14 protein-coding genes and 2 pseudogenes are annotated in these 16,358 nt (G+C 65.0%); 8 read left to right on the top strand and 8 right to left on the bottom strand.

Annotated features, from left to right (window positions below):
* Positions 1–774: 774 nt before the first annotated feature.
* Both J5Y04_RS28625 and J5Y04_RS28630 read left to right on the top strand, forming a co-directional pair.
* Complete coding sequence (locus J5Y04_RS28625; protein WP_209415294.1) at positions 775–2,448, top strand: hypothetical protein; 1,674 nt, start codon at positions 775–777, stop codon at positions 2,446–2,448.
* Positions 2,449–2,839: 391 nt separating this feature from the next.
* The gene (locus tag J5Y04_RS28630; protein ID WP_209415295.1) at positions 2,840–3,103 is read left to right on the top strand and encodes a hypothetical protein; all 264 of its coding nucleotides are present in this window, start codon (positions 2,840–2,842) and stop codon (positions 3,101–3,103) included.
* Between the two features lie 128 nt (positions 3,104–3,231).
* Here the strand turns inward: J5Y04_RS28630 and J5Y04_RS43295 are convergent.
* From J5Y04_RS43295 to J5Y04_RS28660, 6 genes and pseudogenes are all read right to left on the bottom strand, one after another.
* Positions 3,232–3,600: pseudogene (locus tag J5Y04_RS43295) on the bottom strand (transposase); the annotation flags it as partial.
* A 589-nt stretch (positions 3,601–4,189) separates the two neighbouring features.
* Positions 4,190–4,660 carry a hypothetical protein gene (locus tag J5Y04_RS28640; RefSeq protein WP_209415296.1) on the bottom strand — a complete coding sequence of 157 codons (471 nt, stop codon included), beginning with the start codon at positions 4,658–4,660 and terminating at the stop codon, positions 4,190–4,192.
* 58 nt (positions 4,661–4,718) lie between these two features.
* Complete coding sequence (locus J5Y04_RS28645; RefSeq protein ID WP_209415297.1) at positions 4,719–6,146, bottom strand: hypothetical protein; 1,428 nt, start codon at positions 6,144–6,146, stop codon at positions 4,719–4,721.
* A 775-nt stretch (positions 6,147–6,921) separates the two neighbouring features.
* Positions 6,922–7,323, bottom strand: coding sequence for a hypothetical protein (locus tag J5Y04_RS28650; RefSeq protein WP_209415298.1), 402 nt, complete (start codon positions 7,321–7,323; stop codon positions 6,922–6,924).
* Positions 7,324–7,439: 116 nt separating this feature from the next.
* Entirely contained in the window at positions 7,440–8,654 is a 1,215-nt protein-coding gene (locus tag J5Y04_RS28655; protein ID WP_307853345.1) for an IS630 family transposase, read from the bottom strand.
* Between the two features lie 41 nt (positions 8,655–8,695).
* Positions 8,696–9,256, bottom strand: a complete 561-nt coding sequence (locus J5Y04_RS28660; protein WP_209415299.1) for a TetR/AcrR family transcriptional regulator — start codon at positions 9,254–9,256, stop codon at positions 8,696–8,698.
* Positions 9,257–9,368: 112 nt separating this feature from the next.
* Here J5Y04_RS28660 and J5Y04_RS28665 point away from each other — a divergent pair, with 112 nt between their 5' ends.
* The 6 genes and pseudogenes from J5Y04_RS28665 (at position 9,369) to J5Y04_RS42230 (ending at position 15,135) form a co-directional block, all read left to right on the top strand.
* The gene (locus J5Y04_RS28665) at positions 9,369–10,055 is read left to right on the top strand and encodes an SDR family oxidoreductase (RefSeq protein WP_033824401.1); all 687 of its coding nucleotides are present in this window, start codon (positions 9,369–9,371) and stop codon (positions 10,053–10,055) included.
* 131 nt (positions 10,056–10,186) lie between these two features.
* Entirely contained in the window at positions 10,187–11,191 is a 1,005-nt protein-coding gene (locus J5Y04_RS28670; protein WP_209415300.1) for an NADP-dependent oxidoreductase, read from the top strand.
* A 234-nt stretch (positions 11,192–11,425) separates the two neighbouring features.
* Positions 11,426–12,307, top strand: a complete 882-nt coding sequence (locus J5Y04_RS28675; protein ID WP_209415301.1) for an alpha/beta fold hydrolase — start codon at positions 11,426–11,428, stop codon at positions 12,305–12,307.
* A 973-nt stretch (positions 12,308–13,280) separates the two neighbouring features.
* Positions 13,281–13,724, top strand: a complete 444-nt coding sequence (locus J5Y04_RS28680; RefSeq protein ID WP_209415302.1) for a hypothetical protein — start codon at positions 13,281–13,283, stop codon at positions 13,722–13,724.
* Between the two features lie 32 nt (positions 13,725–13,756).
* Positions 13,757–14,434: a hypothetical protein gene (locus J5Y04_RS28685; RefSeq protein WP_209415303.1), complete on the top strand. Its 678-nt coding sequence runs from the start codon at positions 13,757–13,759 to the stop codon at positions 14,432–14,434.
* 310 nt (positions 14,435–14,744) lie between these two features.
* A pseudogene (locus tag J5Y04_RS42230) lies at positions 14,745–15,135 on the top strand (hypothetical protein).
* A 407-nt stretch (positions 15,136–15,542) separates the two neighbouring features.
* On the opposite strand, the gene J5Y04_RS28695 reads toward J5Y04_RS42230, so the two are convergent.
* Positions 15,543–15,746 (bottom strand): hypothetical protein, encoded by a 204-nt coding sequence (locus J5Y04_RS28695; RefSeq protein ID WP_209415305.1) that lies wholly within the window; start codon positions 15,744–15,746, stop codon positions 15,543–15,545.
* A gap of 21 nt (positions 15,747–15,767) precedes the next feature.
* The gene (locus tag J5Y04_RS28700) at positions 15,768–16,010 is read right to left on the bottom strand and encodes a hypothetical protein (RefSeq protein WP_209415306.1); all 243 of its coding nucleotides are present in this window, start codon (positions 16,008–16,010) and stop codon (positions 15,768–15,770) included.
* Between the last annotated feature and the right edge of the window lie 348 nt (positions 16,011–16,358).

Genomic DNA, 16,358 nt, shown 5'->3' on the forward strand with positions numbered 1-16,358 from the left:
GAGGGGGCTCAGGTGATCGCGCGCCATCAGGCCTGAGCGGTCTCGACAACCTTGAACGCCATCGCGAGCGCCGCTGCCGGCTCCGCGGGTGACCTTGGTGCGAAGTTGGCTACCGCCAGCTCCACCGCCACTACGAAGGCAAGGCTCACGACTTCGGCGCCTTCGCAAGCGATGCAACAGCTCCCATTCTCGCTTGGTCCTCGTTAAGTGAGATGTCCTCTTGATCAGTGGACGCCATTTGAAAGATGTACGAGTGATGGGGTTCGCGCCAGGGCGCGCTGCGGACCGCGTATCGCATGCATACGCTGAGACCAGGGGCTCCGTGAGCTGGTAGGGAATCTTGCGATGACCGACACGCCGCTAAGGCCGATTGGGTCGCTCCCCGTGGGTTACTGTATGTGCCCGTCTAGGGAAGACCTGCGAGCGCCAGAACTGAAACTTCTCGATCATGTGGCAGCTGAGGAACCCTTGGACCTCGCTCATTCAGCTGACGTGGATCGATCAGCTATGCATACCTGGGGCACTGACCGGACAATTCGGGCCACGATACTGCGCGGCCTGATTGCGGCGGGGCATTGGCCCGCTGGGCCGAAAGGAGTGAGACTCCGAGGCGTCCGCATAAGCGGACGACTCGATCTCGAATCTGCCACCTTGTTATGCCCGCTAGTATGCGAAGACTGCTATTTTGACTGCCCCGAACCTATCGCGCTCGACTATGCTACGGCCACTTCCCTCAGCTTGCTCCGATGTGAACTAGCAGGCATTAAGGCGGACATGCTTGTCGTCGCCCACGAACTCGATTTAACTGACACCTTCTTCACATCTGGCGCCGTACGGCTGCTTGGTGCAGACATCGCTGGCCAGCTGTCCCTGCGCGGGGCAAAGCTCAACGGCGCCAACCGCGACGGCGAAGCTCTGGTCGCTGACGGGATGAAGGTCGGCAATCACGCTTTCCTGGATGAGGGATTCGAGGCTGGTGGCGTGGTGCGGCTGAACGGTGCAAACATCGGCGGCCAGCTGTACCTGAGCGGGGCAAAGCTTAACGGCACCGACAGTAGTGGCAATGCTCTGTTTGCGAATGGGGTGAAGGTCGGCGAAGATGCGTTTCTGGGCGATGGCTTCGAAGCAAGGGGAGCAGTGCGGCTGTTTGGTGCAGACATCGCTGGCCAGCTGTACCTGAGCGGGGCAATGCTTAACGGCACCGACGGTAGTGGCAACGCTCTGGTCGCCGACTTTGTGAAGGTCGGCACAGTTGTCCTGGAATATCCCTTCGAGGCGAGTGGGACGGTGCGGCTGCTAGGTGCGCAGATTGCCGGTCAGCTAACCCTGAAAGGGGCGAAGCTCAATGGAACTGACGAAATGGGAAATGCCTTTGCCGCCGATCAGATGAAGGCAGGCGATACCGTTTTCCTGGATGAGGGCTTCGAGGCAGTCGGCGTGGTGCGGCTGATAGGTGCGAACATTGGTGGCGGCTTGCACCTGACCGGGGCAAGGCTCAACGGCACCGTTGATTCCTTGGTAGCCGACAGTGTGAAGATCGGCGGGCACGCGTTTCTAGATGAAGGATTTACGGCGGAAGGAAAGATAGATCTCCATGACGCGCAAATTAAGGGATCTCTGAGCTTCGCCGACGCCCAGCTTTCCGGCACACCAGCCCTATTGGCAACAGGAATGTCGGTCTTGGGTGAGTTGCATTGGCGGCCAAGGCAGCCGGTAGACGGGCTGGTCAATCTGGAGCGGGCGTTGGTGCGCCGGCTGGTCGATGACTGGAGCCGGCCAGCCGCCTATTGGCCGCCGAAAGGGAATATCCGGTTGGTGGGATTGACATATGACGGCTTTGGTGGTGACGCCCCAGCAACCTGGAAGCAGCGCCTTGATTGGATTCGTTGCAGCCACATCGCACCGTCCGGTGGGAGCCCAGCGCGCTTCTCTTCTCAACCGTATGAACAGTTGGCGCGGGTTTACTCACAGGCTGGGCAGGACACAGAGGCGCGCGAAGTCGCCATTGCTCGACGTGAGGACCTGCGCAAGTACGGCCACTTGAGTCGCCCCCGCTGGTTCGGCAACTGGCTACTCGGGAAGACCATTGCCCACGGCTACAAGCCACTGAGAGCCGTCGTGATGCTGCTTGCGGTTTATCTCATAACGCTGACGGCGTTGCTGTTTGCTCAGCATCATGGCGCTATCGCGCCAGCCAAGGACACCCAGAAACTCAACCCGTCCCCCGCGGCACTGGGATACGATTGCAAGGCGTACCCGTGTTTCTACCCGGCTGGTTATGCCGTCGATGTTGTCGTTCCTCTTATCAACGTCCACCAGGCAGAGAACTGGCGGCCTAACGGATGGGGTTGGGCCGCTGGCATCTGGGGCGCTACCGGAGCGGGCTGGGCCTTGTCCACCCTTGCTGTCGTCGGCTACACAGGGCTGGTGCGTAAAGTGGAGAAATGAGATGTGTTGATCGGGACTGCCAATCGGCAGGTGGCTTACTTTCCTTACGGCTGGTTTCTGCCCAAGATAACAACGGACGGCGGTGTCGACATCCGCATCGTGACGGTGTGCTACACCAACCGGGACACCAAGCACGCAGACATCGGCAAAGGGATTAGGGACAGCCTCGCACTGCAGGGAGTCCACTGCACTCTCACGGTGGCCAGGTCGGCGGACGAGGTGGTCGCCGCGCTGGCGGTCCCGACCGACGTTCTCGTGATGCTGGGCCACAGCGGGTGGCACGACAACCGGTGGGACCACGCTGCTGGGTGTCGAACGCCGTCGCCTGGCCGGCGTCATCAAAGCCGGGACGGTGATCTTCGCGACCTGCTCGCTACTCGAGGAACCCGGCTTGGCCGAGCTGGTGGTGCGCCCGACACCGGTGGTCGCGTGCAAGACACGGGCCGAGTTCGACCGCACCACGGTCATCGTTCCCGCCTTGCTGGCGGAACTCTCCCGTGGCGGCTGCTCCAACTCCTGGACGGACACCACCCTCCCGCACGCGCTGGAGATCGCACGCCAGAGCGTCCGGAAGGTCGCTCCCCGGGCCTGGTGGCACCTGTGGGAGTCCCGCCAGCTACAGCCTCGGGCCGGCTGCGGCCTCCAGACCACCTGACGGTGCGGGCATGGACGCCCGGCGGCGTCCAACCACCGGGAGCCGCTCCGCAATCCAGCCCGCTAACGGCGCCACTGCTGTGCGACCCCGCCTGGCTCACCGGCCACCGGCCGGGGCCCCGGCCGACCCAGGTAGGTGAGCAGTTTGCGGATGGACCAGTGGGTGAAGGGCTGCCCGAGCTTGGCCGGGCGGGTGGTGGCCGTCTGGACGACGAAGTCCTCGTCGTCAGTGCTGAGCAGGCGGGGACGGCCTCCCGCCCATCGAGGGTCCAGGCAGGCCAGGCCGATCTCGTTGAACCGGTGGATCAGGTCCCGGACGGTGTCCTCGTCGGCCTGGACGAGCTGGGCGACCACTGGCACCCGGTTGCCGTCGGCCGAGGCCAGCAGCATCATCGCCCGTCGGTAGCGCACCGTGTTGGTGCTGCCCCGGCGCACGATCCGTTGTAACTGCTGGCCCTCCTGATCGGTCAGTCTCCTGACCTTGACCGGCTCCGCCACCGTGCCCCCACTCCGTTGGATGTCCGCCACATCCAACTGGTTCCGGCCCCGCCACCGCCAACCCGGTGATCGTTCCCGGTCACAGCACCAGCTGCGCTGCGACGGTCCCGGACGAAAGTCTTCCCTTGAGTCGCTCAGGTGGCTATGGCTGGAGGCTGACATCGATGGCTGACATCAACGGGCTGGGACTCTGACGCACGGAGCAGGACCCGAAGTGCCTGATCGGTGGCCGTGGGTTGGCGTGGCCTGGTCGGCTAAGGCGGTTCTGCGGCAGCGGATGCGCCTGGGGGTCAAGGGGTCGCAGGTTCAAATCCTGTCGTCCCGACTGGAGTTCAACTCCAAAGTCGCAGGTCAGAAGCCCTGATTCACTTCGGTGAGTCAGGGCTTCTGCTGTTGCTTCTGGACGGCGTGTCACATTTTGTCACACGCCAGCCTCACTTGCTCGGGTGGCAAGGGACATCTCCGCGGCCAGAGCTGGGCCGCAGGATCAGGCACACTGGCAGCCGTTCGGCTCGGCAAGATCAACAAAGGCCTTCTCGCGAGGAGGTCCATCGGTGGGCGTTGTGGGGCATAGCCCTAGCAGGCTCGTTCACGACCTGCTGTAACTCGTAAGAGCGGGCATCAAAAGCGCGAAGCGCGCCGTTGTGGTTATCGGTAGCCTGCTACGAGGTAGACCTCGACCACGGAGTGCCGGATCTCTAGGTATGCCTGCGACAGACGCTGGGCCAGTGTCGACCTGGTAGCCCATGGTGATCGCACCATCAGGGTGGAGAGCAAGGCTTACGTGCTCATGGTCGGCGTCCTTCTGCAGGAAGACAACGCCCTCTTCTTCGACCGTGGGCGGCATGCCACCAAACGGCTCGATGCGGGCTCCGTTGGTCGTGATGCGGGAGACGCCGGCCTCGGGGAAGGTGTCCAGGCTGAGGAAGGTCTTGTCGCGCTCCACCTGGAAGTGCTGACCCTTGCCAAAGGCGGGATCGGTCACCGCAGTGGCATCGGCATGGAGGGCTTTAGCGATGGCTGCCCCATCAAAGGTTTCTTGTCGCTCGTGTTCTGGCATATGAGAGCGGATTATACGAGCTGGGGCCGGCAGAAGATGTAAGGCAGGTTACAAAGCGTCAGTGCTGGTGGAGCGTGTCGATGACTATATGCCCCTGCACATACCCCCAGACCGTTGCCACCCAAAGAGCCGCCAAGGAAACCATCAGAAGAGCTGTCTTCGCCCGTTTGACGCGCATACCAAGCGTCGAGGTCTCCCGTGCCAGAAGCAACGAGGCTGCAATGGTAACTGGAAGTAGAATGGCGACAACATCGGCGCCATTTAACCGAGCGTTAGGGTTGTAGTCGCCCCAGGCGAAGTTTATGATTAGCGCGAACGCGGCCAGGGTCGCTAAGGTCACTCCCCAGGTCACCGCGGAGCGTGTAAGCGCCTGCCTGAGGCGGATCTCAATCCAAATTCGTTCTGCACGGGGTTTTGTGTCGTAGCGAGAGTAGTACTCGTAGTTCTTGCGTTCATCGTCAGGCGAGCCTTTAATCATCGAGGTCGATAGATGCTGCCATATATCATTTCTGGCATAGCACCTTCGAGCAACTAGTTGCACGTGCGGGTCGGGAATGCGGACCTGGAGATGGTTTGATTTAGCATCAGCAAACGAGATTCCATAGTGCGCCCTGGGAAAGAATTGCTGCCTCAACCAAACATAGGGGTTTCGGGAATTACTGCGCGGTGACTCGAAACGAATGGCTCGCTTTTCGTGGGCTATGATCTGGAATGGCTTATCCAAGGGAATGGTGTACCGTGCCATGGATTCCCAGCGCCGCCCATATGACGCATACGTTGAAACCAGCTTGTGCGCCGGAGAGTCGAAAGATATTGCCGCGCCCTGGGCGGCTTGGAGGAAGTCCTTGAGCTTGCGGAGAAGCTGCGTGATCTTATCGTCGGGCAGCTCACTTTCACGGCAAAACTTTGGAATCGCGAGAAGGGGATTCTCTGCGGCGCTAACGCGGGTCGGAAGGACGTGGCGCGGTATTATCTCTTCGGCTATTATGTCTGCAATGCTCCTCCAGTCTCTATAGTCGGACACCGCAACGCCGTAGCTAGGTCCGCGCCTGCGCCCAATGTATTCACGAACAGGGTACTCCAGGCGCAGGATCCTCTTGATGTAGAGGATTGGCCTTCTGAATGGTCGATAGTACTCTCTTCGGAACTGCTCCCATGTCCCCGAGGAGAAACTAAAGATACAGGATAGGAATGCGAGAAGTTCATCGCGTAGCTCTCCGTCTATCAGGTGATAGAGGTTGGCCTGGCGGGCCAAGTGGGCTATGTAGGCGGCTTGGAAATCGCCGTTCTTGTCGCGGGGAATTCGACTGACTGGACTATCTCCAATTGTAATCTGAAAGTCAAATAGGGAGTCCTTGGGGAAGCTGACCAGCGGGAGGAGCAGGTCTGCTGAATTGCCCTCTGGTGGAATCCTTAGGCTTGCAAGATATTCTTCGATCTCAGCTGCAATCGGATGCTGCTTTCCGTCTTCCTCCTTTGATCGCAATTACTGACTCGAAAATTCGAACATCAACCACCCGCTCTCGCTCGGACCAGAGTGCGTCTGTGATTTCGATCTGTTCTACCGAGCGTTCGCGCCACAATTGGAGATTTTCGAGCAGTGTGAAAGCTAGCTTGGTCCTTGGGTCATTGTGATCAACGGAGAAGGCTGGCGATGGTAATGGGCGTTCCCTTACGGCGGATTCCAGCGGTTCAGCTTCCCTGCTCCAGTGGGCCGCAATCCATCGAGTAACCTTATTGTTGATCATTGCCAATCCTTGAAATTGCCAGTTGACACCGCGTTTGATGCGGGTATATAAACTAATGGTGAAAGAAGGGGGGTTGTTTGAAAGATGGAAAAGGGGTGGTCTCAAATCCGACGGTGCGGCTGCGCCGGTGGAGGCGAAGGTGTTCGTGATTCTAATAGTGGATCAAAGCAACCTTCGCCGAGAGTCTGCGACTGGCTCTAATTCGGCGTCTGCGACTTCAGGGGATGGCATCCCCTCGGGTAGCTCCCTGAGTCCGAAAGAGATAAGAAGGAATCGAAGGCGTGCCCGAAGGTCACCAGGGAGCCTAGCTGGATACTAATGATCTCCCCAGTATCGATAATCGTCACGTCACTTAACTCCTCCATCCTGGCGCTGATCGAAACGCGTTCCCTACTCGACCCTGCATTGGTTGCATCCCGATCGCATCCCAAGCCCTACCCTTGCTCACAATAGATAGGCTCAGCTTGGGGCGCGGGTTCTGCCTAAGGCTCGACCTCTTGCCTGGCCTGCGCTTCACTGCGTGCTCGCAATCCGAATCACGTCCAAGATCCGACACGTGACCTTGGTGCCAGCTGGGATGCTCTTCGTACCGTGGGCGTCCTCATCGTTGTTGTTCTGGCTCTGGCCAGGGGCAAGCTTTTGGGCGCCGCCGTAGCTCATATCGAGGCGCTCACCTTGCGCATTCACAAACTCCACGCTGACGCTGTAGTCGGACACCTCGCTTGAGTGGTTGGTGATCTTCAGATCTGCCACCCCGACGAACTTCCCGCTGTGGTAGTTGAGGCGGTATGGGTCATCGGTGAGGGCGCACCCAACAAGCTGCACATCATCAGCCGGCGGGTTGAACGCGGTAGAACTCGGCGCGGGCGTCGTCGCGGTCTGGCTGAGCAGCGAGGGCGTGGCCGTCACGGTCACCGTCGCTGTGGGAAGTGGTGAGGCCTGGGCGGACTGACCAGTGTTGGCCGAGCCAACCTCCCCACCCGAGCCGCAGGCAACTAAGTGGTCGGCGTCGCAATTCCTTCGGGGGTTGGTCAGGTTGTGAGGGCTGTGGAGGATTCTTCTGGGTGATCGGCGGCATGTCGGTCGAGCCTGGCCAGTAAATCGTTCAGGTCGGAGGTGGTGAACTTCCACTGGAACGGCTGTGCCGTGGCGTTGTAGCGGTCTTCGAATGCTCGGAGCCGGTCCGAGACCTGCTTCAGGTCGGTGAAGTCGCTGGGTGAGACGACCTTGCGTTGGACGACGGAGAAGAAGATCTCCACCTGGTTCAACCAGGAGGCGTGGACGGGGGTGTGGACGAGCACGGCGGTCGGGTGGGCCGATGCCAGCCGGTCGGCGGCTTTTCGGCCGCGGTGGGAGGAGCCGTTGTCCACGACCCAGAACACGCGCTTCGCGCTAGCGTACGGCTCCTGGCTCATGACCTGGTTGACCAGGGCCATGAAGGGGGAGATGCCAGTGGTTGGCTCGCAGCGGCCGAAGACCTTCGCGTGGTGGACGTCGTAGGCGGCGAGATAGGCCAGGGCCCCGCCGCGGCCGTAGGTGTGGTTCACCCGCATCGTCCTGGCCTGCCCGGGGGCCAGGGTGGGGTGACAGCGGCAGCGGGCCTGGACTGAGGTTTTCTCGTCGGCACTGATCACGTACTCGTCCGCACTGAGCGCCTCGCCCTGCCAGGTGCGGGCGTACAGGTCAAGGAGGCGCTCGGCCTTGGGGCGGAAGGCGGGGTCGGTGATGAAGATCCAGGACTGGTACTGCCAGGGCTTGAGCGCGTCCTGCTTGAGAAAGCGCCGCACGGTGGAGGCGGAGATTGTGCCGACGATGGCCCGGGCGACCGCCTTGCGCGCCAGTTCCGGGGCCGACCAGCGTGCGAGCGGTGTGCCGCTCTCGGCGGGCAACTGGCAGGCGAGGGCCTTGACCTGGGCAGCCTGCAGCGGCGTGAAGGAGGCGGGACGGCCGGACCGCTTGAGGTCGCCGAGGGCGGGCAGCCGAGATGCGGCGAAGCGGCCGCGCCACGTACGGACGGTGTCCAGGTGCAGCCCGGTCTCACGGGCGATGCGGGCGTTGGACCGGCCCCGGGCCGCGTGCAGCACGACGTGGGCGCGCTGCCGGATCCGGTGCTCGGTCCTGTGGCCGTAGGCCATTTTCTTCAACCGCTCCCGCTCGGAGGCGGTCAGGGTTATCGGGCAGGCCGAGGGAACGGGCAAGGCAGGCAGGCCGATCGCGAGAAGTGGATGACGGTAGGTCGACGGCACGCGCCCTTCCTGCGCGGTGCCGCCCTGTACCGCGTCTTTGGTCAGTTGGTGGCCGTCAGTGCCTCGCGTGCGGTGGTGAGGATCTTCTCGGAGAGCGGGGAGCCCTTGGTGGCGCGGGACAGGATGAGTGCGCCGAGCATGGTGCAGAGCCGGGTGATGCCGTCCTGGTCCTCGGTGGCGAGCCAGTCGGCGAAGTCGCCGACTCCCTGGGTGTAGACGCGGCGGGCCTCGCCGTCTGCGCCGTCGCGGGCCATGTCGCCGGCGAGTGCGGCGGCGGGGCAGCCGTCCGCGGCGCTGTCGCGGTGCTCGGTGGAGAGGTAGGTGTCGATCAGCGCCCGCTGGGCGGCGTCGCGCTGTCCGGCGTACTGGTCGAGGCCGTCCTTGTGGTGGCGGGCGAGTTCGGCGAAGGCGTGGGCGGTGGCTTCGTCGACGAGTGCCTCCTTGGAGGTGAACTGCTTGTAGAAGCCGCCGTGGGTCAGGCCGGAGGCCTTCATGAGGTCGGCGACGCTGACGTGGGTGCCCTGTTCCCGAAAGAGCCGGGAGGCGGTCTCCACGACCCGTCGGCGGTTGTCCCGTGCCTGTGCCTGCGATACGCGGCCCATCGGTCACCCTCTCAGTTGGATGTCGAGTCGAATCTATTCTAGACTCCATTTTAGATGTTGGATGAAATCTATAGTGGGCGGTCAGCTGCCGCCCACTACGTCGGGAGTGCTCATGGAACTGAAGAACGCGGTCGCGGTGGTCACTGGCGCCAACCGGGGGCTCGGGCGGCATCTTGCCGCCCAGCTCGTGGAGCGCGGGGCCAAGGTGTACGCGGCGGCCCGCCGCCCCGAGACGGTGGACCTTCCGGGCGTCGTCCCGCTGCGGCTGGACGTTACCGACGCGGAGTCGATCCGGGCGGCGGCCCGCATCGCCGCCGACGCGACGCTGCTGGTCAACAACGCGGGCATCTCGACCGGAACGCCGCTGATCGCGGGCAGCCCGGACGCGGTGCGCTTGGAAATGGAGGTGAACTTCTTCGGCCCTCTCGCCGTGACGCGGGCTTTCGCCCCGGTCATCGAGTCCAACGGCGGCGGCGGCGTGCTCAACGTGCTGTCGGTCCTGTCCTGGCTGCACCCGGCCGGCCTCGGCGCATACGCTGCGGCGAAGGCGGCGGCATGGGCGCTGACCGGCGCGGTCCGAGAGGAACTGGCGCCCCGCGGCATCACGGTGACGGCGCTGCACGTCGGGTACATGGACACCGACATGGCCGCCGGCGTTCCCGCCGACCAGAAGGCAAACCCCGCCGAGGTCGCCACCCAGGCCCTGTCCGCCGTGGAGGCGGGCCTGCCCGAGGTCCTCGCCGACGAGACCACCCGGTACGTCAAGCAGAGCCTGGCCACGTCGCCGAACGCGGCGTGAGAAGCACTCCGCCGCATCGGCGTGGGGCGCCGTGAACCAGCAGTGACTAGCAGAAAGTGGCTCGTACCGGGGCAGGCCCGGAAGCGAGCGGAGATCGCGTTCGGGTACGGACGGGACACGGAGACGGAGAGATGAAGACCTACCTGATCGAGAAGTACGGCGACCAGTCGGCGGTGCACGCCGCCGAGCTGCCCGATCCGCAGCCGGGTCCCGAGGATGTCCTGGTCGAGATCCACGCGGCGAGCGTCAACCCGCTGGACTTCAAGATCCGCGACGGCGCCTTCAAGAGGATCCTGCCGTACCGCCTTCCGCTCGTCCTGGGCAACGACCTCGCCGGAGTGGTGGTCCGGGTCGGCTCGTCGGTCACCCGCTTCGCGGTGGGCGACGAGGTCTACGCCCGGCCCGACAAGGATCGCATCGGCACCTTCGCCGAACTCATCGCCGTCCACCAGGACGACCTGGCCCCCAAACCCGCCGTCCTCACCATGGCGCAGGCCGCCTCCCTCCCGCTGGTCGCCCTCACCTCCTGGCAGGCGCTGGTAGAGAAGGCGCAGGTCCGGGCGGGCCAGAAAGTCCTGATCCACGCGGGCTCCGGCGGAGTGGGCACCATCGCCCTCCAGCTGGCCAGGCACCTGGGCCCACATGTGGCCACCACCGCGAGCGCGGCCAACGCCGGCCTGGTCAAGGAACTCGGCGCGGACGTGGTCATCGACTACCGCGCCCAGGACTTCGAGCAGCTCCTGGACGGCTACGACGTCGTCCTGGACACCCTCGGCGGCGAGACCCTGGAGAAGTCGCTGCGGGTCCTTAAGCCTGGCGGGAAGGTCATCAGCATCGCCGGGCCGCCCGACGCGGACTTCGCCCGCGAGCTCGGCGCAAACCCGCTCCTGCGGCAGGCGATGAACGCGCTGAGCTTCAGGACCCGGCGCCGTGCCAAGCGCCACGGCGTCACCTACTCGTTCCTGTTCATGAAGGCCGACGGCGGCCAGCTGCGCGAACTCACCCGGCTCGTCGACGCCGGGCAGATCCACCCCGTCGTCGACCGGGTCTTCCCCTTCGACCGGACCCGCGACGCCATGGAGTACGCCGAGAAGGGCCGCGCGAAGGCCGGCAAAGTCGTCATCGCGATGGAGTGAGGTCTGCCGGCCGGTCCCCGCCTCCACCTGACCGGCCGGCCTCGGCAGACGAGTGGATCCCCCCTCCCCGCCACCACAGGAATCGACCAGAGGTGCACCGCGCGCCCCTCCCACTCATCCGGCCGTCGGCCCCGCGCCCGCAGTCGGAAGACCGGGAAGCCGTCCTGCGCACACCCGCGAGGACGAAGCGGCCGGAGCGAGGCCGCGGTAGATCCGAGACCGAAGGGCACACCCATGAACGACACACATGAAGGTAGCGGCGGCACGGTGATGTCCTACCGGGACGCACCGACCCGCACCGTCACCGCCGACCAAGTGACCTTCGCCTACCGCGACCTCGGCCCCCGGTCCGGCATCCCGGTGATCTTCCTCACCCATCTTGCCGCGGTACTCGACAACTGGGATCCCCGTGTCGTCGACGGCATCGCCGCCAGGCACCGGGTGATCACGTTCGACAACAGGGGCGTCGGCGCGTCCACCGGTTCGACACCCAAGACCATCGAGAAAATGGCCGACGACGCCGTCACCTTCATCCGGGCACTCGAGCTCGACCAGGTGGACATCCTCGGCTTCTCGATGGGCGGGATGGTCGCCCAGGTGATCGCACAGAACGAACCGCAACTCGTTCGCAGGCTGATCCTCGCGGGCACAGGACCCGCCGGTGGCAAGGGTATTAAGAACGTGACCCGGATCTCCCACCTCGACACCCTCCGAGCACTGCTCACCCTCCAAGATCCGAAGCAGTACCTCTTCTTCACCCGTACCGCGAACGGACGCCGGGCCGGCAAGGAGTTCCTGGCCCGGCTGAAGGAGCGAACGCAACACCGGGACAAGGCGATCTCCCCCATCTCCTATCTCTCCCAGCTCAAGGCCATCCACCGATGGGGCCTGCAGGCGCCGGCCGACATGTCCCGCATCCACCAGCCGGTCCTGGTGGCCAACGGCGAGAGCGACCGGATGGTGCCGAGCGAGAACACCCTCGACCTCGCCGCACGACTGCCCCGGGGCGAACTCGTCCCCCTCTACCCGGACGCCGGACACGGCGGGATCTTCCAGTTCCACGACGCGTTCGTGGTGAGCGCCCTCGCATTCCTCGAGGCACGCCCCGACGCCTGACCGCCGATGCCACACCCCCGCAGTCCCACGCTGAGCGCACCCGCGACGAGGCGAGCCAGCCTCCGATCAGACACCCTCCCGCCCACCTGCAGTGCCACCACCCCCGAGAACTCCCTCGGTACCACATGTCGGCCACCCACCACGAGAACGCCGATGCCCAGTCTCGAAGTCAACCCCCGAAGGACTTACGACGCAGACCACTAAGCCAGCAAGAAGCAGTGCAGCAAGTGCGCTGACACCAAGAACCTCACGTGGCGTAGCCATGTATCCGACCTCCCGACCAACGCGTCCTCTCCTCGACCCTGCATCGTTCGTGGGCCGAGTGCATCCTGAACCAGACCTCGCCGTAGAGGGTCGCTAGGCTCAGCGCTGGGGTGCGGGAGCTCCTCATGGATTCGACCCCTTGCCGGCTCCCGCGTCCCTTGGTTGTACGCGTCCCTGTGGGGCTGTGTAGGTCCAGTAGGCGGGCGCTTCGCGGCTTATTGGTCATGGCCTCATCAGGGAGTGAGCGACGCTCTGCGGCCTCCTGGTGCCCTTTGAGGCGGCCTGTCGGGCAGCTCGCCCTGTCACACATTAGTCACAGACCCAGTCGGGTCGACCGGAGGCAAGCGCGCTGACCTGGACGTTTGCAGGACCACATGGACTGGATGGACGTAGAAATCCTTGATGCGGCCGCTGGGGGTCAAGGGGTCGCAGGTTCAAATCCTGTCGTCCCGACTGTGAAGTCGCAGGTCAGAGGCCGTTTCCACCGGATGGTGGGAGCGGCCTTTTCTGTTGGTGATCGTTGGGTGGTCGTAAGCCGGGGCATGGCACGGTTCCGTTCCCTGACGTTCTTTCATGCCGCTTTCGGATACTGGTCTCTGTGGGGCGGCCAGCGCTGTTCGGGCGGGCTGGTGGTCGGTTTGCCGCCAAGTGCGCTGCCGGTTGGGGATTTTCGTCCCGCGGTATCGGCGGGGTGGGGCAGGCTGGTGTCATGAGCTACGCGGTCACCGTGGACACCTGCCGGCGCGAAGGCACCCCTGAACTCGACCCGCTGCAGCGGGCGGGCGTCATCCATCTCCTGCGCGAGGGACTCGACGCGGTCGAAGCCATCGAGGGGAAGGAGGGCGGGATCGTCGAGATCACCGATCACTTCATCGGCGTCCACCCCGAAGGCGCGCTGTTGAAGGTCTTCGTTGACGCGCCCTCCCTGGAGGATGCCGAGGCCGCCATCGAAGCCGTGATCGGCGAGATCCTGGAACACACCGAGACGCTCGCCGGCGGGTCCATCCAGAGGTGCGAGGTCGAGCTGCACCTCGACTCTGCCAAGGAGAGCCTGGAAGCGGCCGACGGTCCCGACGCGCCCGCATCCGATCCGGCCGTCCGTGCTGCCACGCACCACAAGACCTCGCCAGACGCAGCTCGCAGCCCGCACTGAGTGACGAGGACCGAGAGAGGATGCGGGCGACCATGCGCGCGCTCGCGCCTCAACTCGCCGGCGTTGGCCTCGCGACCTTCGGGCACCTGACCGCGGAGGACATGGAGGACATGGAGGACGAGGAGGACGAGGAGGAGTCCGACGAAGAGTTCCATGTGGCGCGTGAGGACGCCGAGCTCGCAGCCGGCGCGATCTTCTACTCCATCGACATCCTGCTGGATGAGCTCTTCGAGGACATCGACAGCCTCGGCGACAACCCCAATGTCGCCCAGTGCGAGGGGGGCCTGCTCCAACTCGAAGGGCTGCCACTCCAGTTCGCTCACCTCTATACGCCGCTCTTCGCGCGCAAGCTGCTGGTCACCGCCGTGGACCTGACCGGCCGTCTGTGCCGAGGGGGATTCTCGCAACTCAGCAGCGTCGCGGAGGAACTGCTGCTTCGGCTTCTCCTGGAGACCACCGAGGCGACCCTCGATATCCACGGTCTGCTGGCTGGCGGAGTTCAGGAGACGCTGGGCTCCTTCCGCGAGAACGTGTACGAGGACCCGGACCACGAATGGCTCTACGAGCCTGCCCTCGATGGGATCGGCCAGGACCCCGCTGCCGCGCTCCTCGGTGCCGCTCCGATGAGCGCGGACGACTGGTTCGCACCCTTCAACGGCAGCCGTCCGGTCCACCCTTCCGCTGCTGGATCCGCCACTGAGGAGGAGTAGGCGCTGGTGGACCGCATGGCTGCCCGAACTCCGGCACCCGGCTGGTCATCGATCACTGACTGAGCGGCCGTCGTCGGCCATGCGCATGCCTGCGGTGGCCAGTGCGAGGATCGCTGCCGCACCGGAAACCCCTGCCAGGAAGGCGAACATCACCGGGGTGCCACCGATACGCGGAGCGAGGGCAGCGGTAGCCCAGGTTCCCGCTCCAGTCCTGCGCGCGGCATTGGAAGGGCCGTGGAAGCCTGGATTCCGAGCCCGACGGCCGGTTCGATCCGAAGGTCGGACGGTTCCCTCGGCCAGGGAGGCCCCGATGGCCAGTACCCACAACCAGCCCCCGGCCGGCAGCGCCGTCCCGGGCTCCTCACGGCATCCGCTACGGTCCGGCTGGATTGTCTTCGCCGCAGTCCTGATGATCTTCAGCGGAGTCATGGCGATCATCGAGGGGGGCGCCGCCATTGCCAAGGACGACTTGCTCGTCCGGACGACGAACTACATTTTCCTGCTCAGCGTGACCGGCTGGGGCTGGATTCATCTCATCCTCGGCATCGTCATCCTTCTCGCCGGCATCGCGCTGTTCAGCGGCGCGGTCTGGGCGCGCGGGCCTCGGCGTCGTGCTCGCCGGGCTGAGCCTGATCGCTATCGACGTCTTCGTCATCTGGGCCCAGTGCTCGGGAGCGCTCCGGGACGGCAGCGGCGCCTGAGAGCTGAGGGCCCGCCGTTGGGGCGGGCCGGGCGCGGGTGCCTCCTCCGTACCGTGAGCAGTGCCACGCGGAGATTGAGTTCGCCGACACCGGCATCACCGACCTGGTGGGGGAGGCGTACCTGACCCCCGCCGCGAGCGGCTTCATCGGGCCCTCCCGGGCTGCCGTCACCATCCGCACGGCCGGTAGCAACGCCATGGCGGGTCTGCGCTCCGCCGCTGACTCCGCCGGCTTCCGTGCCGGACCCGTCGAGCCGTTCGTGCGGAGCTGGAGGGCTGGATCGGCGTGGCAAATCCTCCTGATCGCAGGGCTGATCTTCGTCTTTTGGTCCCACTCAGACGGCATGGTCGTCTTCTGGTTCGCCGCCGTCATCCTCGCCGCCTTCGCCGTCCGCGAATTCCTCGCGCTCATTGCCCCACACCCTCCGCATGCCGCCAGCCCGGCGGGCCCCGGATCCCCGACCAGCCCGAGCGGTCCAGGCGCAACCCCGGCGTCCTGACGCCCGTGGACCGGGCCGGATTGATGGTGGGCATCGCGGCCTCGTCGAGGCCGGTCATCACGACCACACGGTCGTACATCTCTTTCTCGTCCAGCGGGCCGAGTAGACGCACCGCCCGGGTGATCTGCCCCGCTCACAGCTCCTCGACCACGAACGGACGGCGCCGGTAGCCGGCGGCGAGGCGCACCAGGTGCGGCTCACAGCACGCGTGCAGCAGCCGCTCGCCGTCGAAGCGCGGATCGGTGTCCACCGGGGAGGAGTCCGGCACCCGCAGCACCACCAGTTCCCGCGCTGGGGCCAGCAGCCCGCACTCGTCGCACAGCTCCGGCGCGTCGTCGCCGGAATCGATTCTCGCGGTGCCGTCGGCGCGGGCCATGTCTCCGGTGTACGCCCCCCGCCGCGACCCGCGCGAGCCGAAGCCGTCGAGAGGCAGTGCGGCCGCCCCGTCCCACCCGGCGGGCAGTGCCGGGCAGGCCCGGTTCCGCGGCGGTCACAGTGAAGCCCAGCCACCCGGGGGAGGGAGGCGGGTTGGGACCGGGACCGGATCAGCGTGGACACCGGTCTGCGACCTCGACCGTACGACAGGCCCACTCGACTGGACCGCAGCCACACGCCATCGGCGCGCCGGGGCCGCCGGCGTCGGCAGCAGGGCCTGGCGCGGCCGCAGGTCATCGAACGACGGGAGCAGCGCTGTGTAGCGCTCGCCCGCCGCCTTGACGACGGT

This window comes from Kitasatospora sp. RG8 (genome assembly GCF_017813315.1).
Classification (GTDB): domain Bacteria; phylum Actinomycetota; class Actinomycetes; order Streptomycetales; family Streptomycetaceae; genus Kitasatospora.